Genomic DNA, 26373 nt, shown 5'->3' with positions numbered 1-26373 from the left:
TCTTATGGCCTTTGATTTTGCCACGCCTGTCGAGCGGCGCCACCCCGAAGGCGGCTACTCGTCGCAAAAATGGCATCGCTACGAAGGCGATATGCTGCCGCTCTGGGTCGCGGATATGGACTTTCGCTCGCCGCCAGCGGTCATCAAGGCGTTGAAGGCGCGCGTCGATCATGGCGTGTACGGTTACGGCGAAGTGCCCGCCTCGCTCAAACAAACGCTTTGCCAGTGGAGTATCGCCCACTACGATTGGCCCATCGAGCTCGAATGGCAGCACTGGCTGCCGGGCGTGGTGCCGGCGTTGCATTTTGCCACGCTGGCGCTGACCGAGCCTGGCGAGGGCGTATTGACCGTGGCCCCCATCTACCCACCGTTTCTGGCCGTGGCCGAGCGAACCGGGCGCGTGGCGCAGCAGGCAATGCTTGCAGAGCCCACCGGCCCCGGTGAGCCCTGGCGACTCGATACGGCGGCGCTGGAGGCCGCGATCACTCCACAGACGCGCATTCTGCTCTGGTGCCATCCCCACAACCCTACCGGCCGGGTATGGCGTCGTGAAGAGCTTGCACGCCTTGCCGAACTGGTGGAGCGCTTCGATCTCTGGGTGGTATCGGACGAGCTGCACTGCGATCTTTTACTCGAACAAGGCGCCCACCACCGGCCATTGGCGGCGATGTTTCCAGAACTCGCCCGGCGCATCATCACCCTGTGGGCGCCTTCCAAGACCTTCAATCTGGCGGGGCTGTCCAGCGCCTGCGCAATCATTTCTGACGCGGGCGTGCGAAAACGCTTCGCCACTGCCTGCAAGGGCCTTTTACCCGAGGTGAACGTGCTGGGGCTGGTAGCCGCCGAAGCCGCCTACCGCGAGGGTGAACCCTGGCGTCAGGCGCTGCTCGAGACGCTCAGACGTCATCGCGAAACGCTGGCGGCGTACGTGGCCCGCTGGCCGGGTGTAAAGATGAGCGAGCCGCAGGCCACCTACCTGGCCTGGCTCGACATGCGCAAGGCAGGTCTTGGAGATTCGCCCTATCAGGCGCTGAAAGAGCGGGCGGGCGTGGCGCTTTCCGACGGGGCGGCGTTTGGCCGCCCCGGCTTTGTGCGGCTCAACTTCGGCACCACCGCTTCCCAGCTGGAGGCGGCACTATCAAGGATGGACGCAGTGCTTGGCGCGGGCTGATCAGTAGAGCAGGGCAAAAAGCTTGCGGCGGTAGGCGACGGTCAAGGGATGATCGGCGCCTAGCGCATCGAATACCTGCAAAAGCGTCTTGCGGGCGGCGTCGTCGTTGAAGGCACGGTCGCTTTTCATCAGCGCCAGAAGCCCCTCAAGACCCGTGTCGTAGTCGCCGTCGGCTACCTGGCGAAGGGCGCGCTGGTAGCGGGCTTCGCTGTCGTCACGATCCCCCAGGGCGGCGATCTCCTGGGCACTGAGAGCCTGCTCGCTGAATTCGATGCTGGCGCGCACGCCCCGGGCGGAAGCGGCGTCGCGCTCTTCCGGTGGCAGGTTGTCGAGCACGCCGCGTGCCTCACTCAGCTGGCCTTCCGTTACCAGTACCTGGGCAAAGGCGATCTGGTAGGCATGGTAGTCGGGGTACTGAGTGATCAGCGTTTGATAGATTTCCTTGGCGGTGGCCGTATCGCCGTCGGCCAGCGCGGCTTCGGCCTGCTCCTCCGGGCTTGCCGGGGCATCTTCCGGAGCCGGGATATAGCGCCCGAGCCACTCGCGCACCTCTTTTTCGGGTAACGCACCCTGGAAGTTGTCGACCAGGCCCCCTTGGCTGACAAGTTTCACATCCGGTACCGAACGCACCCCCAGCTGTGCTGCGATCTCAGGGTTCGCCTGGGCATCCAGCGTGGCCAGAAGGAAAGCGCCGGCGTACTCGAGTGCCAGTTTCTCGAGCACCGTTATCAGCTGGCGGCAGGACTCATCGCTCGGGGAGACGCTGCTCAGCAGTACCGGTACCTGGCTCGAGGCTTCCAGTACCTGTTGAATATTGGCCGGGCTCAGCGCGATGATCACATCGTCGCGGGACACGGCGGTTGAGCCGTGGCGAGCTTCTGATGTCTCGGGGGTGGGCTCGGCGGTGAGCGTGTTTCCGGTGCGGGGGTCAATGATCGACATGTAGAATTCTGCGCTCTGCTAAAGAAATGATAAGACAAGCATGGCACATGATATGTAGGCAAGGCAGGGGATATTCAAGCGGCGCCAGGGCATTCAACGACGCCGCCTGAAAAGGAAAGAGCGCTTACTGACGTGCGTCGAGCTCGGCCTGCATCTGATCCAGCATGGTGTACATGTCGTCGCAAAGCGCCTGGGACGGCTGGTGGTCGGAGCCGGGCGCCATCATCTCGAGTTCGGCCTGATGACGGCTTAGCACCTGTTCGGCATCGCCCGCCTCGGTGATCTGTTCCATGGAAGTGGTCACTTCTTCAATGCTTTGCCCCTGCTCCATCTGAGTGGCCGTGTAGGCTTCAAACTGGTCGTACATATTCTGATTGGCGGCCATCAGGGCCTCGGTGGAGCACGCCTGCTCCTGGGCGAAGGCACTCTGCGCCGCCAGGGCGCCTACCAGGCTCAGCAAAATAGCGCTCTTTTTCATTCGATCATATCCTTTAAAGATGAAGGGCGTAGCGGTTAAAAGACCCGAGCGTGCTCGAGTCGTTCCCTCGTTTTTAACAACCGTCTGGGAAGGGCAGGCAGCACCGCCTGTGAAAGTGTGCGCCCTTCGCGAGAGACAAGCGTCAGCGGTGTGTCGACGGGGTTGTCTTCCACCACCTTTCCGCGCTCCATTACCAGCACGCGGGAGCAGAAGCGCTCGACCAGACGAAGGTCGTGAGTGACGAACAGGAACGCCACGTCATGTTCGCGTCTGAGGGTGCTGAATAGTTCGAGCATCTGAAGCTGCAGGTGCAGGTCCAGGTTGGAAACTGCCTCGTCGAGTATCATCAGCGACGGCCGGGGTGCCAGGGCGCGGGCGATGCACACGCGCTGAAGCTGGCCGCCGCTGAGCTCGAAAGGTCGGCGCCTGGCCATTCGTCGCTCAAGGCCGGTGGCGTCAAGAAGCTCGGCCACCCGAGCAGGGTACGCTTGCCTGGGCAATCCGCTTAGATGTATCAAGGGCTCGCAGAGGATCTCATGAACCGTCAGGCGCGGGTTCACGGCGCCATGGGGATCCTGGAAAACCATCTGGACCCGGCGACGAAACGAGAGCCAATCGGTTTTTTCGAAATCCGAGAGGGGGTTGCCCTGAAAGGACACCGCACCGCGGGTGGGCGTTTCAAGCCCGGTCAAAAGGCGCGCCAGGGTGCTCTTGCCGCAGCCACTGCGCCCCAGCAGCCCCACCGTTTCGCCCTTGGCTATCGCAAGTGATACGTCGTCAAGTACTGGGGGCGTCGGGCGCTTTCTGAAAAGCGAGAAGCGCGGGTAGGTGTGGCCAAGGTTCCGGGTCGATAAAAAGCTCATCATAAGGTGTCTCTGGCCGGATAAAGGGAGAGGTGCGCCTCGACCAGGCGGCGGGTGACGTCATGGCGAGGGGCGTCGAAAATCGCCTCCACCGGGGCGCTCTCCTTGACGCTGCCTTTGTCCATGACCACCACCCGGTCGGCCAGGTGCGCCACCACGCCCATATCGTGGGTGACCAGCAGCACGCCCAGTTCAAAGCGCTCGCGAAGCTTTGCCAGCAAGTCGAGGATATCCCGCTGATGGACCACGTCGAGATCCGTGGTCGGCTCGTCGGCAAACAGAAACGGCGCCTCGCTGGCCAGCGCCAGAGCGATCATCATGCGCTGAAGCATGCCGCCGCTCATCTCGAAAGGGTAAAGCTTCAGCATGCGCCTGGGGTCTTCAAGGCCCGCATCGAGCATCGCTTGATGGATGCGCAGCCTCCGTGTCTTTCTGGGAACCCCCAGCGCTTTCAGGCTCTCGAAGGCGTGATCATGAAGCGTGCGCACCGGGTTGAATGCGCTGCGTGGATTCTGCATGACGGAGGCCACCACCCGCCCGCGTAAAAGCGAAGCCGCGATCGGGGCGCCGTCGAGGGTGACGTCGCCGGCGCTTTTGCAGGTGCCCGGGGGCAGGGTATCCAGCGCCGCCGCGCAGGTCAGCGATTTACCCGAGCCGCTGGCGCCCACCAGCGCGACCACTTCGCCGCGGCCAAGGCTGATCGAGACGCCGTCCACCAGGCGCTCGCCTGGTGTGTCGACGGTCATGCCTACAAGGTCCAGGGTGCGATGGGGGCGTGGAGAATTCAATTCAAAGGCTCCCGGCGAAGGTGAGGGTCGAGACGATCGCGCAAGGCATCGCCCAGAAGGTTGAAGGCCATGACGCTGACAAACAGCGCAAGCCCCGGCCAGAGCATCAACAGCGGCTCGGTCCAGACGAACTGACGGGCATCCGAGAGCATCACACCCCACTCCGGCGTTGGTGGCGCCACCCCCAGACCCAGAAAGGAGAGCCCCGAGACGTGCAACATGATATGGCCGATATCCAGTGAGGCGAGCACCGCCAGCTGCGAGAGGGTGCCCGGCAGCAGATGGCGAGTAAAGATACGCAAGCGGCCGGCCCCCGCCATGGTGGCGGCGCTGATGAAATCGCGGTGCTTGAGCGACAGCACGACGGCGCGAGTGATGCGCGCATACCAGGCCCAGTGGGAAAGCGCGATGGCGATGATCACGTTGACAAGCCCGGTGCCCAGCATGCCGATCATGAAAAGTGACAGCACGAAGGTGGGAAACGTCAGAAAGATATCGGTCACGCGCATGAGGGCCTGATCCGTGCGCCCGCCGATGACCCCGGCCGCGCCGCCCACCAGAATACCCAGCGCCAGCATCAGAAAGAGCGTAATGGCCACCACCCCGAGCGATACCCGCGTGCCCGCCACCAACCGGGTGAGAATGTCGCGCCCCAGATGATCCGTGCCCAGCCAGTGCTCAGGACTTGGCGGCTGAAGCCGATGGGCCAGCATTATCGCGTCAGGATCGTAGGGTGAAAACCCCGTACCGAACAGCGCCGCGACCACCAGCGCCGCCACCAGCAGCAGGGCCACTTTCGTGGTCAGGCGCGCCTGGTGCCAGAGCGCCCAGGCAGGCTTTATCGAAGCGGCGGCCAGCGCGCTCATTCGACGCCCTCCCGTGAGAGGCGAATGCGCGGGTCAGCCCAGGCGTAGACGATATCGACCACCAGGTTGCACACCACGAAAATCGTCACCATCAGCAGGGTGAAGCACTGAATGACCGGGTAGTCGCGGTTGAAAATGGCCGAGATCGCATAGCGGCCCACCCCGGGCCAGCCGAAGATGCTCTCGATGATCAGGGTACCGCCGATCAGCTCGCCGATATGCATGCCGGTAGCGGTGATGATCGGCAAGAGCGCATTGCGAAAGACGTGGCTGCGCTCCACGTCGCGCTCTCCAAGGCCACGCAGGCGGGCGTAGTTGACGTGACGCTGGCCGGCAACGTCCAGCATGCTGGCGCGCAGAAGCCGCGCATTGATGGAAAGCGACATCAGCGAGATCGCCACCGCCGGCATGATCAGGTGCGCCGCATTTCCACGGCCCATGGGCGGCAGCCACCCCAGATAAACCGAAAACAGCAGCACCAGCAGAAAGCCCAGCCAGAAGTTGGGCATGGAGACGCCGAAAAAGGCGATCACCCGCACCAGGTAGTCCGGCCCGCGATGAGGATGCCGCGCCGCCCAGCGCCCCAGCGGGATCGACACGACAAGGGTGAGCACAAACGCCACGCCAGCAAGCTCGAGGGTGGCCGGCAGAAAGTGCATCAAGTCATCGAACACCGGGCGTCGGGTCGCGTAGGAAAGGCCGAAATCCAGCCGCAAGGCGCTTGTGAGCCACTGAAGGTACTGGGTGATCAAGGGCTGGTCGAGCCCGAGCGCGGCCCGGGCGTGTTCGAGCGCCAGCGATGTAGGCGGTACGTTGGAAAGGCGCAGATAGTCCATGGCCGGGTCCGACGGGCCCAGGCGCAGCAGAAGGAAGATCACCGCGGAGGCCGCCAGCAACAAGAGTGGCAGCAACAAAAGCCGTCTGAGGATGAACCCCGCCATCAGCGGCTTGCCTCGGGGGTGAAGCGCTCGAAGGGAATTTCGCCGGTCATGGCGCCGAAGTGAATCTCGCCGATCGAGGGCGCGGCCACAGCGAGCACGTTGGCGTAGGTCAGCGGCAGATAGACGGCGGCCTCGTGCAGGCGGGTCAGAAGCGATTCATAGAGGGCCTGGCGGCGCGCTTCATCGCTTGAAACCAGAATCTCTCCGATCAAGGCGTCGATTTCCGGCTTGTCGGGCAGGCCCAGCTGCGCCTGGTAATCGGCGTGGGCGGGCACCCGCATGGCACTGATGAAGGCGTGAGGGTCGAAGGGCGCCCCCCAGGTGCGGTTGAAGATCATCCCGAAACGACCGTCGCGCTGGCGGGCGTAGACGCTGCTCTCCTCCTCGCCGACCAGGCGAACCATCATGCCGATGTCCGCCAGCTCCGCCTGGATGATTTCCGCGGTGGATTTCGACACGGCATCGTTGCCCACGAACACCAGGTCGATCTGTAGCGGCTCGCCGTTGCGCACGCGAACGCCGCGGTCCAGTGTCCAGCCCGCCTCGTCAAGAAGCGCTTCGGCCCGGGCTGGGTCGAACGCATAGGGGGGCAAGCCCACATCGGCGTAAGGCACGCCGGGGGCGAAGAGCGTGTCGGCGACGCGCTGGGTATCGTAGAAGACGCTCTGTGCGATGCTGGCCTTGTCCACCGCGTGATTGATCGCCCGGCGCACGGCCAGATCCGCTGTGGCGCCCCGCTGGGTGTTGATCGCCAGCATCAGCGTTTCCATCGGCTCGGAAAGCGCGGTGCTATGGCGCCCGCTGTTGGCCAGACGCTCGAAGGTATCCGGCGAGATAGGGCCTTCCGAGCCGTAGATCAGGTCGATATCGCCGGTCTGCAGCGCGATGGCCCGGGTATTGGGGTCGCCGATGACGTTGACGTTGATTTCATCGAAAGCGGGCGCCTCGCCCCAGTAACGCTCGTTGCGCGTGAAGCGATCGAACTCGCCTAGGCGTGTTTCATCGAGTACCCAGGCGCCGGTGCCGATCGGCGCTTGAATGCCGTCGCCGGAGGTTTCCCCGATCAGCTGCGAAGGTGCCACGAAGCGAAAGGGGCGGGGCAGCGTGAGATCCTGCAGCAGCGGGTAATAGGGCGCCTCGAGGGCCAGCTCGACAGTGTATGCGTCCAGCGCGTGCACGTAATCGATCTGATGGATCAACTCGAGCCAGGCGTGGGGGGCGGGGGCGGCCAGAATCGCCTCGAAGTTGGCGACGACCGCTGCTGCATCGAAGACCTCGCCGTTGGAGAAGCGCACGCCCTCGCGCAAATGGAAGGTGTAGGTGCGCTGATCATCGGATACCTCCCAGCTTTCGGCAAGCCAGGGCGCCACCGTGCCATCCGTCTGATACTTCACCAGGGGTTCGTATACCATCGCCTGGGCGAACATCTGATTGGGTGTGTAAAGGTGCGGGTTCAACGGCCCCACGTTGGTTGGCCAGGAAAATTCAAGTCGCGTCTGGGCGGGCGCCTGACAGGCAAGCCCCAGGGTCAAGAAGAGTGCCAACAGGGCACCAGGAGCTGCGCGCACGGCCACCTCGGTAATCGTCAGGAGTATGATGAATTGATAAAATTATCATACTTGTACCGCGAGGCGTAGAGCGGCGCCCGCTCTCACTACCGTCGTATAGCGGGTGCGGCGGCGGTCAAAAGGCTTCGCCGCAGCGCTTGATCTCCCCGGCAATCTGTTCGAGCAGGGTAAAATAGAGCGTCTCGCCGACCGGCAAGCCGACGCCCAACGGGTCGAGCACGCCAATAGTCGCCGCGGTGTCGCCGAAGACGTTATCGACGAGCTGGACGTTGAACTGGGGCTCGCTGAAGACGCACTGGATGTTCTCCTCACTCACCAGATTCTGCAGCTCTTCGATGCGCGCCGGGCTGGGCGAGGAGGCGTCGCCCAGCGAGATCGCCCCGGCGGCGGGCACATCGAAGGCCTCCTCGAAGTACTGATAGGCGTCGTGGAAGACGATGTAGCGAGTATCGTGGCTATCAATAAGCTGAGTTTGCAGACGTGCTTTCAGGGCGTCCAGCTCGGCCTGACCCTGGGCGGCGTTGGCGCGATAAGACGTGGCGTTGTCCGGGTCGAGCTCGCCAAGCTGCTCGGCGATGACCGCAAGCCAGCGACTGGCGTTGTCCGGCGAGAGCCAGGCGTGGGGGTTCGTGCCCTCGTGGCTGTGTTCGTGTTCATGAGAGTGATCATGATCGTCATGACCATGGTGATGCGCGTGACCGTCGTTATCGTTCAGATCAAACGTGGCGCCGTCGCGGTACTCGAGCGTGTTGGTGCCGGGCGCATTCAAGAGTTCAAGGTGACGGGCGTCGCCGGCGAGGTTCGTGATCGGCGTGGTGAGCCAGGGCGTCAGGTCATTGCTCACCCAGACCACCAGGTCGGCATCGTTCAGGATTTGCGCCTCCGAAGGGCGCAGGGAGTAGCCGTGGGGCGAGGCGCCGGGCTGGATGAAAAGCGTTGGTGCACCGTGTTCGCCCATGACCGTGGCGACCAGTGAATGAACCGGGGGGATATCCACCGCAACCCGCGGCGGGTTCGCGAGGGCGACGGCCGGAAAAGCCACCAGCAAGGGCCATGATAAACGCGTCAACTGCATGCTGTACTCCCGAAGGGTGGTAGGGCGAGGTCGCCCGGGCGGGCGGCTCGACACGTCGAACGAGATGGTCGTCATTCGCCGAAAAATATGTTATAACATAACAAATATCGAGTAAGCGATGGTTATTCATGGGATTGGCTCAATACGCACAGAGCGATGCGCTCGTTACCGTTTCCCGCCTGAACGTCCGATTCGGCGGCGAGCGGGTGCTTCAGGATATCGACCTGACGCTTTACCGCCATCAGGTGCTCACGCTGATCGGGCCCAACGGGTCGGGAAAGTCGACCCTGGTCAAGACTCTGGTGGGCGCGATAACGCCTACCTCAGGCAGTGTCTGCGTGCGCGCGGGGCAGCGCATCGGCTACGTGCCCCAGCGGCTTCATCTCGACCCGACGCTGCCCATGACGGTCAAGCGCTTCATCGATCTGCCGCGCCGTCATGACCCGCGCGACGTGGATCGTGTGCTCGAGGAGGCCGGCGCCCGACATCTTCTGACGGCGACGATGAGCCATCTTTCCGGCGGGCAGTTTCAGCGCGTGCTGCTGGCGCGGGCGCTGCTCGCTCGGCCGGACATCCTGATTCTCGATGAGGCCACCCAGGGGCTCGACCAGCGCGGCACGGCCGAGTTCTACCAACGCATCGAAGCCGTGCGGGAGCGCTATTGGTGTGCCGTGCTGATGGTCAGCCATGACCTGAACGTGGTGATGCGTACCGCCGACCACGTCGTGTGCCTGAACCGCACGCTGTGCTGCGAAGGCAAGCCCGAGCGTGTGGCCTCCTCGCCGGATTATCAGGCCCTGTTCGGCGAGGCGCTTTTTGATGAAAAGAGCGCCAACACCCTGGCACTTTATCGTCATCAGCACGAGGGGCGCGCCGATGCTGGATGATTTCATGATGCGCGCGATGTTGGCCGGGGTGCTGGTGGCGCTGGCGAGTGCCCCGCTTGGTTGCTTCGTTGTCTGGCGACGCATGGCCTATTTCGGCGACGCCACCGCCCACGCGGCGATCCTCGGCGTGGCGCTGGCGCTTTTGATGAACATCTCGATCTTTGCCGGGGTGCTGGTGGTGGCGCTGCTCATGGCCAGCGGTGTCTCGCTGCTCAGCGGCCGGGGCTACGCCATGGACACGCTGCTCGGAGTTGCCGCCCACGCCGCGCTGGCGGTGGGGCTGGTAGCGGTGTCGTTTCTCTCCGGCGTGCGTATCGATCTGAGCGCTTATCTCTTCGGCGACATTCTGGCCGTGGGAAAGGCCAATCTGTGGGTCATTGGCGGCGGCGCCGCGCTGGTACTGGCGCTTTTATTCTGGCGCTGGCCTTACCTCTTGATGGCCACGTTGAGCGACGAGCTGGCCTACGCAAGCGGCATTGACCCGCGCCGTGAGCAGCTCGTGCTGACCCTGGCGCTGGCCGTGGTGGTGGCTGTGGCGCTGAAGGTGGTGGGCGTTTTGCTGATCACCGCACTTCTGATCATTCCGGCGGCGGCGGCACGCCCATTTTGCCGCACGCCGGAGGCCATGGCGGTCGGCGCCACCGCCGTGGCGCTCATCGCGGTGACCGGCGGGCTCAAGGCGGCCTACGTGGCTGACACGCCCACCGGCCCGACGATGGTGACGCTGGCCGCGGTGCTTTTCCTTTTGGCCACCCTGGCTAGCCAGGGGGCCCGGCTGGCTCATCGCGTGAAGGCGCGAACGTAACGCACCCTGAATTACCCATCACTTTGCTGGAGAACGCCATGACGTCACGACTTGCCTCTCGCCCGCTCATGCCCGCCCACGTCGCGGCGGGTGACGACATCAGCGTGCTGCCACGCATCTTCGAGGAGGCGATCAACATCGCCATTCTCGAGCGGCCGCTGCCGGCGGATATTGCCTTGAGCGCCCAGGCGCAGTGTCAGACCGAGCGCGCCTGGCAGTTTGGCTGGCTGGGCGAAGTCAATGACGCCTTCATTGCTGATCTGCGCCGCCACCTGCCGGCGCCCGAGGCGCTCATCGAGGACATCACCACCATCACCTCCGTCATCGCTTTTCTGTTCGAGACTGAAACGCTCGGCATTCGACTGCGGCTTTTGAATAGTGCGATGTGCCCGCGCTTTCACTGCGACAACCTGCCCGTGCGCCTGGTGAGTACTTACGTGGGCCCGGGCAGCGAGTGGCTGCCGGAGCACGCCATCAACCGAGCAGGGCTCGGTGCGCCGCGCCCGGAGCGCCCGGAGATCGTCACCGATCCAGGTGCTGTTCAGCGGCTGTCGAGCGGAGATATCGCGCTGGTCAAGGGCAGCGGCTGGATAGGGTGCGAAGAGCGCGGCCTGGTGCACCGAAGTCCGGCGCTCGATGGCCACGAAAAGCGGCTATTGATGACCATCGACCCGGCGTGATGGATACTCCTGTCGTGACCTCACCAGCGCTCATCCCCATCAACGTGCTCACCGGCTTTCTAGGCAGCGGCAAGACCACGCTGCTCAACCGCTGGGTGCGCCAGTCCTCCATGCGCAATACCCTGGTGGTCATCAACGAGTTCGGCGATATCGGTCTCGACCATCAGCTCATTACCCAGAGCGACGAGCAGGCCATCATCGAAATGAGCAGCGGCTGTCTGTGCTGTACGCTGCGCGGTGACTTGAGTCGCACTCTGCGCGAGGCGCTCGATGACCTCGAGGCTCAGGGAAAACCTGCACCTTGTCGCGTGGTGATCGAAACCACGGGCCTGGCGGTACCCACTTCCATTTTGCAACTGCTGATGACAGATCACTGGCTGGTGCAGCGCTTCAAGCTCGATAGCGTGGTGTGCTGCGTGGATGCGGTGAACGGCGCGGCGACACTCGCCGCCCACGATGAATCGCAGCAGCAGGTCGCCGTGGCCGATAAATTGCTGATTACCAAGACCGATCTGGCCGAGCACACGGAGGTATCGCAACTGGCCAACCAGTTGGCGCGGCTCAACCCGACCGCCGAGCAGTGGCGGGTGGTGGACGGCAAGCTCTGTGCAAGCCTTCTGGTGAATGCCGGGCTTCACTCAAACGATGGCTACCGGATCGAGCGCTCGAAGCGCTCGGGCGTTTCCCAACGGCCAGGATCGTGGTTGGTCCCGTAGATATCGAGAACCACCCGCCAGCCACGTTTGAAGTGGTGACCCTGCCAGGTAACGTCCTTCTTGATCAAGGCCGTCAGTAAGGGAAAAAACGGGTAGTAACGCCTGTCCTCCTGTATGAAGTGGCGTCTGTAGAGGTTCGAGTCGGAGCGTTTCAGCTTTTCATGACACTCAGGGTTTTCATGAGCCGCCATGACGGCGAACACCATGTACCGCGCCACGGCTACGAGGAGGCGAATGATATTGAGTAGCTCCACGGCGACCACACGATTTGCCAGTCGCTGGCCTTCAGCGTCACGAAAGTCGGCGAACAGGGCAAACGGCGTTGTAGAGCCCATCTTTTGAGCCCCGTCACGATACCTGCCGATCAATTCGATCAGCGTATCTTCAGTCTGGTGGCGTGCACGACGGCTGGACCAATGCTTGGGGCCTACAGCACCGCGGCCCTCGATCATCAACACCCGTTTCTGAGTAAGCCTTGGAACCTCCATATTCTGTAAAGGAATGCCGCACCAGTCACAAGCGGCCTGGCAAAGCACGTAATGAAGCTCGGTGAGTAGGCGAAGCGGTTGCGCTTTCAGGTGATTTAAACGCGTATGCCAGCGCCGCTGAACCAGCTGTACGAGCATATCGATACGTGCCTGCGTCATTACTGAAAGAAACAGGGCCTTACGCTCTCTATGAATCTTGCCATCGAGACCCTGAATGCCGCCTTCCCCAAATGGCATCTTTTGAATCCGTTCAGGCGCGGCATGCTCACAAGTGAAGGTTGTATGATCGTAAAAGAGTCTGGAGCTTCCTCGCCCTTCATGAATACGGTCTTTTTCAGCATCAAGCGTGAAACAAAGACGTTCTTTTCCACTCGGTCGCATTGAGACGAAATATAGGGATATCCATGGCGCAATAGAGATCCAGGCCTGCTGTGGGAGTGGCGCTGGCAGACATTAGATCTCTCCTTGATATGCCGGACAGGCAATAATATAAATTATAAAAACTAATACTCTTCATTGCTGGAGAATACTAGATGTAGCATCAATCTTTTCCGAGAAAGAGAGCCGTTTTAGAGTTTATAAAGATGACCGTACGGTGTTTCTGTCGCACTTTTTGATATTTGTATTTTGTTTTCTTTAAGCTATTGGTAAGAATAGGCTTTGCAAGTTTAAGGAGATGGCATGTATTGATAAATATTAAAGTGGTCAAGTTTGAGTATTGAGCTCTTGAAGTGTCTTGAGCGACGATTAATCTCAATAATGTTCACTCATGCAACAACGGCCGAGTGAATAAACGAATCGAATGTAAATGAAGGAGTAATCGCCATGACCAATAAGAATCAGGATCAAAAAATGTCGCGTGAGGAAGCTGGCCGTAAAGGCGGTGAACAGAGTGGTGGAAATTTTGCCAACGATCCTCAGCGCGCGGCGCAGGCGGGTAAAAAAGGCGGGGATGCTACCTCAGCTTCTCATGATAAGGAGTTTTATGAGGATAACGGCCAAAAGGGTGGTCAAGAAAGCGGTGGCAACTTCGCAAACGATCCTGAGCGCGCCTCCGAAGCTGGCAAGAAAGGCGGCCAGAATAGCCATGGCGGTAATGGCTGAGAATAGCGTGTTTTCAAGCTATTGACATAAGCCGTGCTCTACACGGGAGGTTAGTATGATCAAGCCGGTTGAAGATAAGGATTTTGATCTGGTAAGTGCTCTCTATCATGCCTCACAAGGCGCGAATCAGTGTTCTCAGTACTGCAGCGATGTGCAAGAGAACGCCGATCAGGGAGCCAGCGCGTTTTTTGAAGGCGCGGCTAACCAGTACAATGACATTGCGTAACAGGTCAAAAGGATGCTGAAAAGCAGACTTTAAGCATCTCAACCATGGTTATACCCCTGTAGGTAATTAACTTTGTTGAGAATGATCACCAGTTTCTTGTCCGGTAGTAACTTTTATTATCCTGTGAAAACCACAGGAATGGACGATTTAAGCAACCCGTCAAGGTCATATTGAGGGTTGTTTTTTATTTTCTAAATATTAATTCAATTAAAATAGGTTATTGATAGTGTTTATATATACTATCAATCTTTATTACATTGATTTTAGTTGTTTGGTTCTGCCAAAAACATGTACACGGATTCGTGCTTGTACAACTTTAAAAGATGAAAGGAGTAGACGCATGATGACCCATTACAATGGTTTTCATACTGATGAAGCTGCTGTGAATAATGGCTTCACTGTCTTGTCTGACTTTGCATTGACCCATGATGCTGATTTTTCTTTCGCAAAATCATTGAGCTTGCATGATAGCTTGACTGAAGAATCGCTACATGCCTTGGAGAACATGCGAACCAGTACCCTGGCTTTAAGGAAAAATCAAACAGTCCATTCGTTGTGCAAAGGGCGTGCTAAACTCTTTTTGGTTAAAAAAGGGTGGGTGAGTGTTTCTCATCCTTTTAAAAACAAGAGTAGTGATATTTGTAATGTTTTCATGCCCGGGGATATCGTGGGGTTAAGGGAAATATTTTTTGACAATCATGATATCACTTTGATGGCGCTCAAGAACTGCCATATCGAAGAAGTATCAGTCAACAGGTTGCATCATCTTTACAAGACCCGCCCGGATATTAAAAAAGCTGTCATTTCGTATATCATGGTTAATGATAATGTTGCACTTGAACGATTGAGAAGCTGCACCCATCACAGAGCCGAGGAGCGCGTTGCACATTATCTGCTCGAAATCTATTCAAGGTGCAAGCTCAAGGGATTGGCTTCTTCAAACGAATTCCCTTTCCTGGTGACGCAAGAGACAATAGGTGAGCTGCTGGGCATTACCAGTGTCCACGTGAGCCGATGCATGACTGCATTGGAACAAAAGAAGATGATCAGGAAAAGCAGGAACAAGATCAAGTTGCTCGAGCTGGACGCACTAGTGGAGTGTGCTGGATTTGATTACGATTCGTTTTTCAATCGTGTCAGCCTGACGAACGTTTGAAGGCTTCACGTTATCGTATCTACGTGAATTCCTGCATGATCGTACGTAACCCCACTTCTGGAATGGGTCGCGTAAAGGTTTACGATCAGATGGCAACGGCGTGGACGTCCGGAATTGAAAAGCCTGACCCTTATCGCGGACACAAAAAAGCCGCTACCTTTCGGTAGCGGCTTTTTTATCGAAGATGGTAGCGGGGACCGGATTTGAACCGATGACCTTCGGGTTATGAGCCCGACGAGCTACCAGACTGCTCCACCCCGCATCAACGTGAGGCGTATTCTACCTAAGTCTGAGCCTGCGTCAACTCTTAATTGACGAAAAATGCGTCAAAAGGCGTTTGTGTTATCAAGCTGCAACATTAATGGAGTAACGCTATGCTTTCCTTACGCCTTGGAAAAAGCTTACTGTCTGTAGGTGGTAGATAACAATACTGTGCGCGGTAGGTGAGGATGGGACTTACGCGCCAATTCTGGATGGCTTGCGACGCCATTTGAGCGTGCTTGAGTCCAAGCCATTTGTCATATCAGGGAGGTAGTCAATGGCTAATCAACCCCAGGTTGCTTGGGTAACAGGTGGAACGGGTGGCATCGGTACGGCGATTTGTCGGTCGCTGGCCGAGGCGGGGTACTTTGTCGTGGCCGGATATCGAAACCCGGAAAAGGCCAAGACCTGGCTGGAAAGCCAGAAGGCGGACGGCTTCGACAACATGGCGCTTTCCGGCGTCGATCTATCGGATCATCAGGCGTGTCTGGACGGCGCACGCGAGATCGTCGATGCTCACGGTCCCATCAGCGTTCTGGTCAACTGCGCCGGCATCACCCGCGATGGCACGATGAAGAAGATGGCCTATGAACAGTGGGAAGAGGTCATCGATACCAACCTGAACAGCGTCTTCAATACGTGTCGCAGTGTCATCAACACGATGCTCGAGCAGGAGTACGGACGCATCATCAATATTTCCTCCATCAACGGGCGCAAGGGACAGTTCGGACAGGTGAACTACGCCGCGGCCAAGGCGGGCATGCACGGGTTGACCATGTCGCTGGCCCAGGAGACCGCCACGAAAGGAATTACGGTCAATACCGTATCGCCTGGCTATATCGCCACCGACATGATCATGAATATTCCCGAGAAGGTACGCGAAGCGATTCGGGAAACCATCCCCGTGAAACGCTACGGTACGCCGGAAGAGATTGGCCGGCTGGTCGCGTTTCTGGCCGACAAGGACTCAGGGTTCATCACCGGCGCCAATATCGATATCAACGGTGGCCAGTTCATGGGCTAGCCATTGGCGCACCGCCAATTCGTACACTGCCATGCAGACGTCAGCGCAGAAAAAAGGGAGGCCAAAAGCCTCCCTTTTTCTATGGAGTGATCCCGCAAGGCTAGGGGGTCGGTATTTGCGCCAGGCGCCCCATCAGGGTGTCCAGTTCGCCCACCTCCTGTTCCCAGAGCTCGCGCGGCAAGGGGCCTAATGCCAGCAGCGAGGCGAGTATGCCTTGCGCCTCCTCGGCCTGGGTGCGCTCGCCATTCAGCCCTTCATTCAGGCGCTCGACCTGAATGGCCAGCCGCAGTGGCTCGTCCTGAGGCTTGACGCTGCCTACCGCCAGCAGGGAAAGATGAACGCGTAGCCGTGCCAGCGCTTCGTGCATCTCTAGGCGCGCCTGCTCGGTAAGTATTTGCGCCGCGCTCTGGCGGACGGCATTCCGGCGCTGATGGGCGGCTAGAAAGGCCCCGTAAAGCGGTTGGTTCAGGATTTCGGCGGCGTCGACGGCGTGAGATGTCTGCTGCTCGAGGGCCTGCTGGTCGGCGGCCAGGTGCGCCTTGACCAGAGGCAGCAGTGCGTGCCACTGGGCCACGGTATCCGCCACCGCCAGGCGGTTCAGCCGGTCGCGTCGGGCGCGAACGATACCGCTCAGCCGGCGCTGCATACCCTCGCTTCGCCGATTGCGCGGCAGCGGTTCGAGCCGGCCGGCGCGTTGCATAAACTCGTCAAGTACTGCAGCGTCAGCGGCCTGGGCAGGCTGCCAGCTATCCATCTGGTCGATGAGGGTCTGCATGTCGTCGAGTTTTTGCTGTTGACGGGCCGCCTGCTCGTTTTTGTGCGCGTCGCGCTGGGCGAACAGTTGATCGCAGGCGCCTCGAAAGTGCTTCCAGAGCGTCTGCTCCTCCCCTTTGGGCGCCCGTCCCAGGGCACGCCACTGCTGCTGAAGCGCCTTGGCGCGCTCGATACGCTCGTCAAGCGGGCTGGTGGCGTGTAAAAGTGCCTGGACGTCTTCGATCAGCGCGCGCTTTTGACCGGCGATCTGCTCGGCGCGCTGGTCGATCAAGGCTTGAAGCCGGTGACGAATTCTGCCAAAACGCCGGCCGATGGCCTCGGCGTGCTCCCGGGGAACGGGCGAGTAGTCACGCCATTGGTGGCGTGCCTTGTCGCGGATCTCGCGCAATATATCCGGGTCGGCGCTTTCGGAAGGCTGCTCCAGAAGCGTTTCGAGCTGTTCGCAAAGCGTTTCGCGGCGGTGAAGGTTGGTCTTTCGCTCTTCGTCCAGCGTTTCACGCCAGGGGGCCAGGCGTTCATGAATCCGGTCCGAGGCGGCGCGAAACCGCGCCGAGAGTTCGCGGTTGGCGGCTGCATCGCCCAACGACTTCCACTCTTTCACCAGTTGGCGGTGGTGGCGGTCCAGCGCCGACTCGGCCATGTGATGATCCTGGGCCAGCGCTTCGATGCCTTGGCTCAACTGTTCGCGCTTGGGGCCGGCCACAAAGCCGCGCCAATCGCGAAGCTCGGCCAGCTGGGCCCCTAGATGCTTGAGTCGCGCCTTCAATGCTTTGGCCTCTGCGGTGCTCAACGACTCGATGGCGGGTTTCAAACGCTGATGCAGCTGGCTGGCACTCTTGAACGCGCCGCGCTCGAGCATATGCTCGAAGTTATCCAGCTCGGCTTCGAGCGCACCCGGCGAGGGCGTCGCTTGCTCGCTTGGGTTTTGAGCAAGTTCCAGGAGTTTGGCGCCGCGCTGCAAAAGCGAGGGCCTGGCCAGCCCTTCGGGCCAGTCGCATTGCGGGATGAGGACGGCCAGCGCCTGGTGGTCGTGGTTGGCCACGGCGTGCTCGAATGCCGTCTGATGCATCTGCCAGCGCTGCCAGGCCTCCATGACACGCTCAGACGCCAGAAGTGCCTGGGTATAGCGCGTCTGGATTGCCTCCGGCGGGGCGTGGATGTCGGAAAGCGACTGCCAACGCTGGCCCAGCAGCTGGCGCTGGGCGCGCAGGCTATCGAGATCCTGCTCGGTGATGGCCTTGGCGTGGTGAAGCCCGGCGAGCGTTTCCTCGAGCCCTTCCAGAAGCTGGGTACGGGTGCTGTCCACCTCGGCTCGGCGCACCAGGCTTTGCTGGCGGGCCTGCTCCTGGGTTTCATGATCGTTCAAGGTCTTGCGGGCGCCGAGCAAGGCCTGGTGAAAACGCTGCTCTTCGTCAGGGTCGGGCGAATGATCCAGCTGGCGCCATTCGCGCTCCAGGTGGCGAAGACGCCCGCCGTAAAGCGGCTCCCAGGGAGCCCTTGCGTGCTGTTCGAGTTTGCCCAGAAGTTCTTCACGACGCGCCTTTTGCTGCTCGAACCACTCGGCGTCATGCCGAAGCTTGGTCAGCTTCTCTCGAGCCAGACGCATTACCTGGCGGTCACGGCGCGCTTCCTTCAGCAGACGCTTCAAGCTCTCTTCGCTTTCGATGCGCTGTGCAGCCTGATGACGAACACTTGCCACACCGTTGTGGCAGGCCTGGTAAATCAGGTCGTTATCCGCCTCGAGCTGCGCCAGGGCCGTCAAGCGCAGATCCAGATTATCGCCGTGCAGCGCCGTCTCGTTTAAAAGCGGCGTGTGGGCGAGCGTGGCCACAAGCTGGCTGCGAGTATGAAGGTCTGCCTGGCCTGCCTTGCCGGTCAGGCGCTCGAGTGTAGCGTTGAACCAGTCGGTGTCTTCGCAATGGTCGGGGAAACGGCTCACGAGCGTGTGAATATCATCCAGCGCTAAAAGCGCGGCAAGCGCAATGTCGCTTCGCGGGTCGTCGGCAAGCGCTTTCAGGGCATCGCGCTGGTCGGGTTGTTGTGGGTCCAGCTGGTCGAGTGCCTTGAGACGGACCTCGGGGTCGGGGTGTCGCCACCGAGGCGCGAACAGGCGTCTTAACAGTCCGTGCATGAATCATCCTGCAAGAGGTGCGTCGCGTGAAAAAAATCAGCCGTCGGTGCTTTGGTAGTTGCAGTCACCGGCGCTGTCGCTTAGCTTTGCCAGTAGCATGTAAGGCCGCCCTGAGAATCCGGCGGGCTTTCACATCCCCGGCGCGAGATTGCGCTACGTTTATCTTACCTGAACATGACATGGAGTTCGGCCATGAGCCTCAATGCCGATAGTGCCGATAACGCCTTTACCTTCAAAGGCGGCATGCTGCCAATGACCGTCATGGAGTTAAGCAGTGCCGACCCCGAGCAGATCAGACGCCAACTGGCCGGCAAACTCTCACAATCCCCCGCATTCTTTCAGCATACACCGGTTGTGCTGAGCGTGGAAAAACTCGATGAGCCTCATCTGGCGCTGGAGCGCATCTGCGCGGTATGTCGTGATCACAAGCTTTTGCCGGTCGCGGTGCGCGGCGGCCCGGAGCCGGTTCGCCAATCCGCCTGGGCACTGGGCCTTGGCTGGTTCGCTCCCGTGGAAGAGGGGCGCGCCCGCACGCTTGAAAGCGTGGAGCGCACCTCAGTGCAGCCCGAACCTGCTCATTCCACCGAGCTGGCAAGCGACCCCGCAGCGGTGGCGACAAGGCTTTTTCGCGGCACTGTGCGTTCTGGTCAGCAAGTGAGCGCAGCGGAAGGGGATCTGGTGGTGATCGGGGCGGTCAATGCCGGCGCCGAGGTACTGGCGGCGGGCAGTATCCATGTCTATGGCGCACTTCGCGGGCGTGCCCTGGCGGGGATTCACGGCAATACCCAGGCGGGTATCTATTGTCGCGAACTCGAGGCGGAGCTTTTGTCGGTGGCGGGCAACTACAAGCGCCTTGAAGACATCGATTCCAAGCTTCTGGGGTGTGCAGCCCAGGTTCATTTTTCTCAGGAACAGCTTGAAATTAAATCGTTGGCATAACATATATCAACGGTACTGCTACTTCAGGCTTAGCGACGTGGCGGCCACTTTTCGTTACAGTAGGCTCAACACGTCATATCAATGACATCGATGTTCTCGTCACGCACGATGACGGCCAAAACCGCCGGGTGACGTGCGATCTCAGAAAGGAAGCGACTCTTGGCCAAGATTATTGTAGTGACCTCAGGTAAAGGAGGGGTCGGTAAAACCACCAGCGCTGCCGCTATAGCGACCGGGCTTGCGTTACGCGGAAAGAAGACCGTCGTGATCGATTTCGACGTGGGCCTGCGTAACCTGGATTTGATCATGGGCTGCGAGCGCCGCGTGGTCTACGACCTGGTCAATGTCATTCAAGGCGAGGCGGCCCTCAATCAAGCATTGATCCGCGACAAGCGGGTGGAAAATCTGTTTATTCTGCCGGCATCGCAGACCCGGGATAAAGACGCCCTTACCCAGGAAGGTGTGGCCGGAATTCTGGAGCAGCTGCGAAACGATTTCGATTTTATCCTGTGTGACTCACCTGCGGGGATCGAGCGCGGCGCCCAGCTGGCAATGTACTTCGCCGACGAAGCGGTCGTGGTGACCAACCCTGAGGTCTCGTCGGTGCGCGACTCGGACCGGATTCTGGGGCTTCTGGGCTCCAAGACCCAGCGGGCGGAACAAAGCCTCGACCCGGTAAAGGAGCATCTGTTGATTACCCGCTACAACCCGTCCCGGGTGACGTCGGGGGACATGCTCACCCTTGAGGACATCCGAGAGATTCTTGCGATCAATCTTCTGGGGCTGATCCCGGAATCCGAGGCGGTTCTGCGCGCGTCCAACCAGGGCGTACCCGTTACCCACGACGCTTCAAGCGATGCCGGCCAGGCCTACGCCGATACCGTATCGCGCCTGCTGGGTGAAGAAATTCCGCTGCGTTTTCACGAAGTTCAGCGCAGAAGCCTGCTGGGCCGCATGTTCGGGGGAGGTCGTCGATGAAATTACTGGAGTTCTTGAAGCGCGAGCGCAAGAAATCCGCCTCGGTGGCCAAAGAGCGCTTGCAGATCATCGTGGCTCACCAGCGCAGTCAGCGCGGCCAGCCCGACTATATGCCCATGCTCGAACGCGAGCTGCTGGAGGTGGTGCGTCGCTACGTTCATGTGGCCGACGACGCCATTCAGGTGTCGCTGGATAGCGAGGATAACTGCTCGGTGCTCGAGCTCAACGTTACTCTGCCCAAAGACTAGGCGCCAAGAGGCGCCGAGGCTGGCGCGGGTTGTGCTAGGCTAGAACTTTTATGCCCGTCAGTGCTTTAAGGGCAAGAACATGTTCACGGGAGTACTAGCCCATGGCGCCAGCCAACGCCGCCCCTGCCAGTTTTCTCTGGCACGATTACGAGACCTTCGGTGCCGACCCGCGCCGTGACCGCCCCGCCCAGTTCGCCGCGATTCGCACCGATAGCGAACTCAATGAAATGGGGGAGCCGGTGGAGATCTACTGCCGGCCCGGCGACGACGCCCTGCCTCATCCTGTTGCTTGCCTGATTACCGGCATCACCCCGCAAAAAGCCCAGCGCCACGGTTTGCCGGAGGCCGAGTTCGCCGGCCGGATCCAGACGCTGATGGGCGAACCCGGCACCTGCGTGGTGGGCTATAACAGCCTGCGTTTTGACGACGAGGTCTCGCGGCATCTCTTCTATCGTAACTTCCTGGACCCCTACGCCCGGGAGTGGCAAAACGGTAACTCCCGCTGGGATCTGATCGACGTGGTACGCGCGTTCTACGCGCTGCGCCCGACGGGGATCACCTGGCCCAGACGCGAAGACGGCGCGCCGAGTTTCAAGCTGGAAGACTTGACCGCGGCCAACGGTATCGCCCATGAGGGGGCTCACGACGCTGTGGCCGATGTGCGTGCCACCATTGCCCTGGCGCGCCTTTTGAAGGCTAGAAATCCCAAGCTTTTCGATTACCTGCTGGGCCTTCGCGGCAAACGCGCCGTGGCCGCTCAGCTGGATGTGGCCAGTGCCAAGCCCGTGCTGCACATATCTCGGCGCTACCCGGCCAGCCGCGCCTGCAGCGCGCTGGTCATGCCGCTGGCCGAGCACCCCACCAACCCCAATGGCGTCATTGTTTATGACCTGAGTGTCGACCCGGGCGAACTCAAGTCGCTGAGTGCCGAGCAGATTCGCGAGCGTGTATTCGTCAGTCAGCAGGATCTCGCCGAAGGGGAATCGCGTATCCCGCTGAAGGTGATTCATATCAACCGCTGCCCGGTGGTGTTTCCCGCCTCGGCGTTGAAGGACGTGGAAGGGCCGAAAAAAGGCGAGTACGGCGACATCCAGGCGCGCGTGGGGGTGGATGTGGCTCAGTGTCGCCAGCACTGGAAAGCGCTGCGCGAAGATGCTCCGGCCATCGCCCAGAAAGTGGCCGAGGTCTTCAAGGCAGGCTTTGACGATACCCCTCAGGATCCGGACTTGATGCTCTATTCGGGCAGCTTTTTCTCTCAGGCGGACCGCCAGCAGATGGAGCGCGTACGGGAGATGCCTTCCTGGGATCTGGTGGGCCGGCGCTTCCCCTTTCAGGACCCGCGGCTGGAGGAGATGCTGTTTCGCTTCAGGGCGCGCAACTACCCCGAGACCCTGGAAGGCGAGGAGCGCGAGCAGTGGGAGGCGTTTCGCTGGATGCGGCTGAACGACCCGGCCCTCTCCGGGTTTACGCTCAAGGCGTTCGCCCGGGAAATCGAGCGCTATAACCAGCAGACGCTCACCGACTATCAGCGCCAGATTCTTGAAGAGGTGGTGATGTACGTCGAGGCGATGCTGCCCGCCCAGGCGTTCGACGCCTGAGCGGGGCTTTGGGGTGACGCCTGATGCCTAGGGCGCTTCGGCGGTGTTGGCGAAAGGCTCAAGCGTGGCGCGGTAGGCACCCGGGTCACTGGGTGCGTCGCCCGGGTCAAAGCGCACATCCAGAGTATGGGCCATCAAGGCCGGCCACGCTGCCTGGATATCCTGGACGCTCACCGTCGACACCTTTTCGATCAACCTTTCCTGGCGATCAAACCGCACCGGGGTGTAGGCGGTGGCCTGCCAGTAGCGGTTGGCCATCTCGCCCAGGCTGGTGTCGCGCTGTCTGAGCCGCTCCGCCACTGCCTGACGGTGCGGCGCCAGCGCCGCGTCATCCAGGCTTTCCAGCTCCTGAGTCGCATCGTCCAGAAAGGCGCCGATGCGCTGGGCGATCTCATCGCTTTGGACTTCGGCAGATTGCACGATAAAGGCCACCCCCGGCGCTTCTAGAAGCGAGGAGTAGCTGGCGTTGACAATGTAGCCAAGCTGCTGCTCGGTGCGCAGAGTCTGATAGAACGGCGTACTCAGCCACTGAGCGATCACGCCAAGTGTGGCCTGCTCCTGTTCGCTCTGATCGCGCCCTTGAACATAGCGAAGCACCAGCGACTCATCGCGTGCGCTGTCCGGGTGCAACACTTCGCCGCCATGCTCGATGGCAAGCGGGGTAAGATTCGCGATATCGGCACTGCTCAGGCGGGGCGTCAAGGCGTCGCGGACCCGCCGTGCCTGCTCACGGGCAAGCTCGGGGCTTGAGTTGCCCACCGCCATGGCGTCCACGTAGAGCTCGCTCAGAAACCGCCGACGGAAGTCTTCCAGGTGATGGCGCTTCAGGCGCCGACTCGCGTCCAGAAGCTCGCGGCTGTTCCACTGGGGCGTCAATAATGCCTCGCCCACGACGCGTCCTGCCTGACCATACAGCGACGACTGCGGGGCGTTTCGCCACTCGCGCTGAAGCTGATAGCTGACCCGCTCGAAGATCTCGTCGGTGATCCTGGCGGTTTTCAACTGCTCGATCGCCTGCTCGATGAAGGGGGTCTGGCCGTCGCGCCAGCCCGAGAACGCAAGCGTCATTCCGCGGGCGTGGGGATAGGCGTTGAAGGAGTGGCCGGCGAGCCAGGCCGGATACAGCGAGGTGCTCAGGCTGTCGTTGAGCCAGCCGGAAAGCAGGCGTGTCAGCACGGCCTCCTCGGCGGAATAGCTCGAGTTTGGGTGCTGAAGACTTATGCGCCACTCGACGCTTGGCGTGTTGAAGCGGCTGTCCTGCATATGCCAGGCGGTAAAGGACGGCGTATCGATCAAAAGGCTCGGCTGCTCGTCCTGGCCCTCTTCCAGGGCCAGGTCGCCGGCAATGAAAGGGTTGGAGCTGGCAAGCGTCAGCCCGCCCAGGGCCTGGCCGGGTTGTTCGGGGACGAGAAGTTCACGCCATTGGGTGTCGAACCAGGGGGAGGCGGTGTCGCTTTCGACCTCCCCGGCCGAGTAGACGCGAATCATGTTCTCTGGGGTCAGTGCATCCAGATAGACCTGCTGGCCCTCGCGGTCCATGCCGTCCATGCGGTAGGGGGCGTACTGCACATCCTCCACCGGGTAGCGTGAAAGACTCATGGCCAGACGGGTCGCCTCCTGCTGCGGGGCGCCGTGCTGCTGAAAGCGAAATGCCTGCTCGCTAAGTCTGGCCTGCTCGTCATAGCGCCACGGATCGATACCTTCACTGCGAATCTCGTCCACCGCGGCGAACAGCGTCGCCTGGATATCCTCGATTCGCTCGGCGCCGCTGGGCGTCAGGCTGACCGATACGATGAACAGCGCATGCTCACCGTCGCCTCGGCCGACTCCGGCCGAGAGCCCGTCCGCCAGTCCCGCCCCGCGCAGCGCGGCTAGAAGGCTGCCTTCGCTTTCATCGCCCAGCAGATGGGCCGCCATCTGCGAGGGCTTGCTGCGGTAGTCATTGGTCGGGTCCGGCACCGGGAAATAGAAGTTGAGCTGGCGACGGTCCTGAAGCGACTGGCGCTCGAGATAGATCGGCAGGTTATCGCTCAAAGCAAGCGGGGCCTCGATGGTGGGGGCTGTCAGGCCATTATCCGGAATGTCGGCAAAACGCTCGACCACCCACTCTTCCAGGGTATCCAATGGCTGAGGGGCGACCACGGCCAGGTTCATGACATTGGCATCGTAGTGGTGACGATAAAAGTCGATGATCCGTTCGCGAAGACTGGTCTCGCCTTCCGGCGGACTTGCCAGCGTTTCGCGGCTGCCGACGGCAAAGCCGGTGGTGGCGTTGTCCGGGTTCAGTACCTGGTTGAGCACGTCATTTTCACGGCGGGACTCGTCGCGAATGCGGGCCATGTATTCGGAGTGGACGATATTGCGCTCGCTCTCGAGCTGGTCGGCGTTGAACAGCGGGGAGAGGAAAAAGGCGCTGAAGCGGTCAAGGGCCCCGGGAAGCGCGTCGGGGGCGACATCGAAGAAGTAGTTGGTGTCCTGCTGGGAGGTAAAGGCATTATGCGAGCCGGCGTTGTTGGCTATGTAGCTTTGATAGGCATCGGGCTCCGGGTAAGGCGTGGTGCCGAGGAAGAGCATATGTTCCAGAAGGTGCGCCAGCCCTTCTAGATCACTCGGGTCCTGGGCGCTGCCCACGCGCACGTTCATCGAGGCAGCAGCCTTGTCGGCCTCCGGGTCACTTACCAAAAGCGCGTGCAGGCCGTTTTCCAGGGTCAGTACCCGGTAGTCTCGCGCATCATGAGGGCTGATGATGGGGGTGATCGCCTCGGCCACCGGTGTCGGCTCGGCCCAGAGGGCGGGAGCATACAAGGTCAGGCCAAGCACCGCGCCGGTCAGGGCGTAGCGCATTGCAAAGGCAGGGACAATATCGCTTGGGCGTAACATCAAGACTCCTGTGGCACGGTCCACCGCAGCATGGGGCCTTGCGGATGAGCGCAGGACGCCGACTGATTGGCGGGATTATTGACATGCTTTGATACCGGAAAAGCGCCCAACAGTTCCAGGGGCGCCGGCGTTAACAGCTCATGAAGAGGCGAGGGGGGGCTTTGCGGGTCAAGCCAGGTCGCCAACGCCTGAGGCGGTATGACCAACGGCAAGCGGTCGGTCAGCGAGGAAAGGCAGACGTTGGCCGGTACCGTGATCAGTGCGGTGGAATCGGTGAACTGGGTAAGCGTGGTGTGGTAACGACACCAGAGCGCGCCCAGCAGAAACGGGGCGCGGTTGGTGGTGGTGACCAGGTAGGGCTGCTTGCCGCCGGGCCTTTGTTGCCATACATAGAAACCGGTGACCGGAATCACGCAGCGTCGGGCACTGAAGGCCTCTTCGAACATCGCCCGCGTGCCGAGACTTTCCGCCCGGGCGCAGTGCGGGGCGTGGTCGAGCACCTTGAGCCAGGGGGGCGTCAACCCCCAGAAGAGGGGCTGGTGACGGTACTCGCCCTGCTCCATGCGGATGGCCGATACCGGCTGTCGGGGGGCCAGGTTGGGTGATGAAATGAAGGCTTCGTCCTGACTCAGTTCGGGCACCAGGCGGGAAAGCGATAAGCGCTGCACGTGGAGGCGTCCCGTCATGCCAGTCTCCTTTTGCCCGTATGAACAGTTACCCGGGTAAAAACCTGCGGGACCTCGAGAGGACAAGAATACGCTAAATGTAGCGTTTGAGTATCGAAAA

General features: G+C 60.7%; 25 protein-coding genes and 1 tRNA gene. 13 read left to right on the top strand and 13 right to left on the bottom strand.

Annotated elements, in window-relative coordinates; all coding sequences use genetic code 11:
* The first annotated feature begins 4 nt into the window (after positions 1 to 4).
* Positions 5 to 1171, top strand: a complete 1167-nt coding sequence (locus tag ACWF8S_RS15190; RefSeq protein ID WP_447554249.1) for a MalY/PatB family protein — start codon at positions 5 to 7, stop codon at positions 1169 to 1171.
* On the opposite strand, the gene ACWF8S_RS15185 is transcribed toward ACWF8S_RS15190, so the two are convergent.
* From ACWF8S_RS15185 to ACWF8S_RS15150, 8 genes are all read right to left on the bottom strand, one after another.
* Entirely contained in the window at positions 1172 to 2113 is a 942-nt protein-coding gene (locus tag ACWF8S_RS15185; protein WP_447554248.1) for a co-chaperone YbbN, read from the bottom strand. It abuts the gene before it with no gap.
* A 124-nt stretch (positions 2114 to 2237) separates the two neighbouring features.
* Complete coding sequence (locus ACWF8S_RS15180) at positions 2238 to 2591, bottom strand: hypothetical protein (protein ID WP_447554247.1); 354 nt, start codon at positions 2589 to 2591, stop codon at positions 2238 to 2240.
* A gap of 35 nt (positions 2592 to 2626) precedes the next feature.
* On the bottom strand, positions 2627 to 3457 hold the full coding sequence (gene nikE / locus ACWF8S_RS15175) for a nickel ABC transporter ATP-binding protein NikE (RefSeq protein ID WP_447554245.1): 831 nt from the start codon (positions 3455 to 3457) through the stop codon (positions 2627 to 2629).
* Positions 3454 to 4242 carry an ATP-binding cassette domain-containing protein gene (locus ACWF8S_RS15170; RefSeq protein WP_447554243.1) on the bottom strand — a complete coding sequence of 263 codons (789 nt, stop codon included), beginning with the start codon at positions 4240 to 4242 and terminating at the stop codon, positions 3454 to 3456. The genes nikE and ACWF8S_RS15170 overlap by 4 nt, the downstream gene beginning before the upstream one ends.
* Complete coding sequence (nikC, locus tag ACWF8S_RS15165; protein WP_447554242.1) at positions 4239 to 5108, bottom strand: nickel ABC transporter permease subunit NikC; 870 nt, start codon at positions 5106 to 5108, stop codon at positions 4239 to 4241. The genes ACWF8S_RS15170 and nikC overlap by 4 nt, the downstream gene beginning before the upstream one ends.
* Positions 5105 to 6049 carry a nickel ABC transporter permease subunit NikB gene (gene nikB / locus ACWF8S_RS15160; RefSeq protein WP_447554241.1) on the bottom strand — a complete coding sequence of 315 codons (945 nt, stop codon included), beginning with the start codon at positions 6047 to 6049 and terminating at the stop codon, positions 5105 to 5107. Before nikB ends, nikC begins: the two co-directional genes overlap by 4 nt.
* Entirely contained in the window at positions 6049 to 7617 is a 1569-nt protein-coding gene (gene nikA / locus ACWF8S_RS15155) for a nickel ABC transporter substrate-binding protein (protein WP_447554239.1), read from the bottom strand. Before nikA ends, nikB begins: the two co-directional genes overlap by 1 nt.
* A gap of 115 nt (positions 7618 to 7732) precedes the next feature.
* Positions 7733 to 8692: a zinc ABC transporter substrate-binding protein gene (locus tag ACWF8S_RS15150; RefSeq protein WP_447554238.1), complete on the bottom strand. Its 960-nt coding sequence runs from the start codon at positions 8690 to 8692 to the stop codon at positions 7733 to 7735.
* Between the two features lie 128 nt (positions 8693 to 8820).
* Here ACWF8S_RS15150 and ACWF8S_RS15145 point away from each other — a divergent pair, with 128 nt between their 5' ends.
* Genes ACWF8S_RS15145 through ACWF8S_RS15130 form a run of 4 tightly spaced genes read left to right on the top strand, consistent with a single transcriptional unit; the run spans position 8821 to position 11780 of the window.
* Positions 8821 to 9579: a metal ABC transporter ATP-binding protein gene (locus ACWF8S_RS15145; RefSeq protein ID WP_447554237.1), complete on the top strand. Its 759-nt coding sequence runs from the start codon at positions 8821 to 8823 to the stop codon at positions 9577 to 9579.
* Positions 9569 to 10384 (top strand): metal ABC transporter permease, encoded by an 816-nt coding sequence (locus tag ACWF8S_RS15140; RefSeq protein WP_447556611.1) that lies wholly within the window; start codon positions 9569 to 9571, stop codon positions 10382 to 10384. The genes ACWF8S_RS15145 and ACWF8S_RS15140 overlap by 11 nt, the downstream gene beginning before the upstream one ends.
* Positions 10385 to 10422: 38 nt before the next feature.
* On the top strand, positions 10423 to 11064 hold the full coding sequence (locus ACWF8S_RS15135; protein ID WP_447554236.1) for a DUF1826 domain-containing protein: 642 nt from the start codon (positions 10423 to 10425) through the stop codon (positions 11062 to 11064).
* Entirely contained in the window at positions 11064 to 11780 is a 717-nt protein-coding gene (locus ACWF8S_RS15130) for a CobW family GTP-binding protein (RefSeq protein WP_447554235.1), read from the top strand. The genes ACWF8S_RS15135 and ACWF8S_RS15130 overlap by 1 nt, the downstream gene beginning before the upstream one ends.
* Here ACWF8S_RS15130 and ACWF8S_RS15125 read toward each other — a convergent pair.
* Positions 11714 to 12505: a cytochrome P450 gene (locus ACWF8S_RS15125; protein WP_447554234.1), complete on the bottom strand. Its 792-nt coding sequence runs from the start codon at positions 12503 to 12505 to the stop codon at positions 11714 to 11716. The two genes, ACWF8S_RS15130 and ACWF8S_RS15125, sit on opposite strands and share 67 nt — an antisense overlap.
* 588 nt (positions 12506 to 13093) lie before the next feature.
* On the opposite strand from ACWF8S_RS15125, the gene ACWF8S_RS15120 reads away from it, so the two are divergent.
* From ACWF8S_RS15120 to ACWF8S_RS15110, 3 genes are all read left to right on the top strand, one after another.
* Positions 13094 to 13372, top strand: coding sequence for a general stress protein (locus ACWF8S_RS15120; RefSeq protein ID WP_447554232.1), 279 nt, complete (start codon positions 13094 to 13096; stop codon positions 13370 to 13372).
* Between the two features lie 55 nt (positions 13373 to 13427).
* Entirely contained in the window at positions 13428 to 13598 is a 171-nt protein-coding gene (locus tag ACWF8S_RS15115; RefSeq protein WP_447554231.1) for a hypothetical protein, read from the top strand.
* 340 nt (positions 13599 to 13938) lie between these two features.
* Positions 13939 to 14754 (top strand): Crp/Fnr family transcriptional regulator, encoded by an 816-nt coding sequence (locus tag ACWF8S_RS15110; RefSeq protein WP_447554229.1) that lies wholly within the window; start codon positions 13939 to 13941, stop codon positions 14752 to 14754.
* A gap of 185 nt (positions 14755 to 14939) precedes the next feature.
* On the opposite strand, the gene ACWF8S_RS15105 is transcribed toward ACWF8S_RS15110, so the two are convergent.
* Positions 14940 to 15016, bottom strand: a tRNA-Met gene (locus ACWF8S_RS15105).
* A gap of 276 nt (positions 15017 to 15292) precedes the next feature.
* Between ACWF8S_RS15105 and phbB the strand changes: the two genes are divergently transcribed.
* Positions 15293 to 16039: an acetoacetyl-CoA reductase gene (gene phbB, locus ACWF8S_RS15100; RefSeq protein WP_447554228.1), complete on the top strand. Its 747-nt coding sequence runs from the start codon at positions 15293 to 15295 to the stop codon at positions 16037 to 16039.
* A 100-nt stretch (positions 16040 to 16139) separates the two neighbouring features.
* Here the strand turns inward: phbB and ACWF8S_RS15095 are convergent, their stop codons facing one another.
* Positions 16140 to 18944 (bottom strand): DUF349 domain-containing protein, encoded by a 2805-nt coding sequence (locus ACWF8S_RS15095; protein ID WP_447554227.1) that lies wholly within the window; start codon positions 18942 to 18944, stop codon positions 16140 to 16142.
* A gap of 192 nt (positions 18945 to 19136) precedes the next feature.
* Between ACWF8S_RS15095 and minC the strand changes: the two genes are divergently transcribed.
* From minC to sbcB, 4 genes are all read left to right on the top strand, one after another.
* The gene (gene minC / locus ACWF8S_RS15090; protein WP_447554226.1) at positions 19137 to 19883 is read left to right on the top strand and encodes a septum site-determining protein MinC; all 747 of its coding nucleotides are present in this window, start codon (positions 19137 to 19139) and stop codon (positions 19881 to 19883) included.
* A 159-nt stretch (positions 19884 to 20042) separates the two neighbouring features.
* Positions 20043 to 20861 carry a septum site-determining protein MinD gene (minD, locus tag ACWF8S_RS15085; protein WP_447554224.1) on the top strand — a complete coding sequence of 273 codons (819 nt, stop codon included), beginning with the start codon at positions 20043 to 20045 and terminating at the stop codon, positions 20859 to 20861.
* Positions 20858 to 21109 carry a cell division topological specificity factor MinE gene (minE, locus tag ACWF8S_RS15080; protein ID WP_447554222.1) on the top strand — a complete coding sequence of 84 codons (252 nt, stop codon included), beginning with the start codon at positions 20858 to 20860 and terminating at the stop codon, positions 21107 to 21109. The genes minD and minE overlap by 4 nt, the downstream gene beginning before the upstream one ends.
* Before the next feature lie 101 nt (positions 21110 to 21210).
* Entirely contained in the window at positions 21211 to 22707 is a 1497-nt protein-coding gene (gene sbcB, locus ACWF8S_RS15075) for an exodeoxyribonuclease I (protein ID WP_447554220.1), read from the top strand.
* Between the two features lie 27 nt (positions 22708 to 22734).
* Here sbcB and ACWF8S_RS15070 read toward each other — a convergent pair whose 3' ends face one another.
* Positions 22735 to 25587 (bottom strand): insulinase family protein, encoded by a 2853-nt coding sequence (locus tag ACWF8S_RS15070; RefSeq protein ID WP_447554219.1) that lies wholly within the window; start codon positions 25585 to 25587, stop codon positions 22735 to 22737.
* On the bottom strand, positions 25587 to 26273 hold the full coding sequence (locus ACWF8S_RS15065) for an SOS response-associated peptidase (protein WP_447554218.1): 687 nt from the start codon (positions 26271 to 26273) through the stop codon (positions 25587 to 25589). The genes ACWF8S_RS15070 and ACWF8S_RS15065 overlap by 1 nt, the downstream gene beginning before the upstream one ends.
* Positions 26274 to 26373: the final 100 nt, after the last annotated feature.

This window comes from Vreelandella xerophytica, from assembly GCF_968048975.1.
This window is presented reverse-complemented; position numbering and strand designations above follow the sequence as displayed.